Origin of the sequence: Peribacillus aracenensis, assembly GCF_025175645.1 — a bacterium.
Lineage (GTDB): Bacteria > Bacillota > Bacilli > Bacillales > DSM-1321 > Peribacillus > Peribacillus aracenensis.
Map to the genome: position 1 here is coordinate 1 of NZ_JANZMJ010000096.1, position 1,214 is coordinate 1,214.

Consider the following 1,214-nt stretch of genomic DNA (forward strand, 5'->3'; position numbering starts at 1 on the left):
AGGTATTTACAAAAATGATAGCTCCTAGCACAAGTGAAACCAATGAAAATAATAAGATATAACGAGCAAATCTCTTTTGTACACTAAAAAATTCTGATAATCCTTTAATCATGTGTTTTTTATCTCCGAAGTTTTCAATTGCCATTCTGCTCGCTTCTTCTTCCGATACTCCCTTTTCTTTTAACTCATAGGCAGCCTCTAATAAATGCGATTGCATTTCCTCTTTTAATTCGTCAATCTCATTTTTATCACCATCAACATTTCGATAAACAGAATTAACATACTCTTCAATTTGCTTCAATCTTTTCTCCCCCTTCCAAAAACGTATCGATTAATTTTTTTACAAATTTCCATTCCGAACGCTTTTTTTCAAATTCTTCTTCACCCATGGCTGTAAGCTTGTAATATTTTCTTCTTCCTCCTGGTCCTTGTTCATCCCCCCAGTAAGAAGAAACCCATTCATTCTTTTCTAATCTCTTTAAAGATAGATAAAGCGTACCTTCTTTTAATTCAAATTGGTCATCACTCTTTTCTCGAACGATTTTGGCTAATTCATAGCCGTACATATCCCTCCTATGTAAAAGAGAAAGGATGAGAGTGTCTATATGACCTTTCAAGACTTCCTTATTAATTTCCAATTTTCCCACCTCTTGGTATAAATATATTTTATATTACCTTATAATGCAAGGTATTCATTCAAAAAAAGGTTGTTCCTTAATTAACTATCCTGCCCCTTTAGTTCCATAATAAAAAGCTGCCTTAAAGACAGCTCCGATCTTCAGCTAACGCACCCTTTAGTTTAATAAGGATAATGAAATAGAATTCTCAAAACAGCCCATAGAAGGAACCCTGCAATAATAACTAGAACTCGAATTACCCAATTCTTCACTCCATAAATCCTCCTGATAATTGATATGATGTTTTTAATATCCTCCCACCCTTGTAACAATTATTTGTCTACCTGATATTACTCCTTTAAGGGCTTTGGAAAAGACCTTTTTTCACGCCTTAACCTTCTTTTATATTGTCAGCATAAGCGAAAAAAAATCTATTTCATATATGAAAATATTTCCTTCCTTATTGAACTAAACTCCCTCTATGAACATTGATGTATCAACGGTTTGCACCACTCGGTGTATTAGGGGAATTATTTTTTTATCCTACTTTTAAACAGAGTATTGAAATTCTGGTTTTTATTACTAAATTGAGGGTGC

The 1,214-nt window shown here is 33.3% G+C and carries 2 protein-coding genes; both read right to left on the reverse strand.

Going from position 1 to position 1,214, the window contains the following annotated elements:
- On the reverse strand, window positions 1-301 hold a 301-nt coding region (locus tag N0M92_RS29085), incomplete at its 3' end, for a permease prefix domain 1-containing protein (RefSeq protein ID WP_260289028.1).
- Window positions 288-638 carry a PadR family transcriptional regulator gene (locus tag N0M92_RS29090; protein ID WP_214774475.1) on the reverse strand — a complete coding sequence of 117 codons (351 nt, stop codon included), beginning with the start codon at window positions 636-638 and terminating at the stop codon, window positions 288-290. The genes N0M92_RS29090 and N0M92_RS29085, both read right to left, overlap by 14 nt.
- Between the last annotated feature and the right edge of the window lie 576 nt (window positions 639-1,214).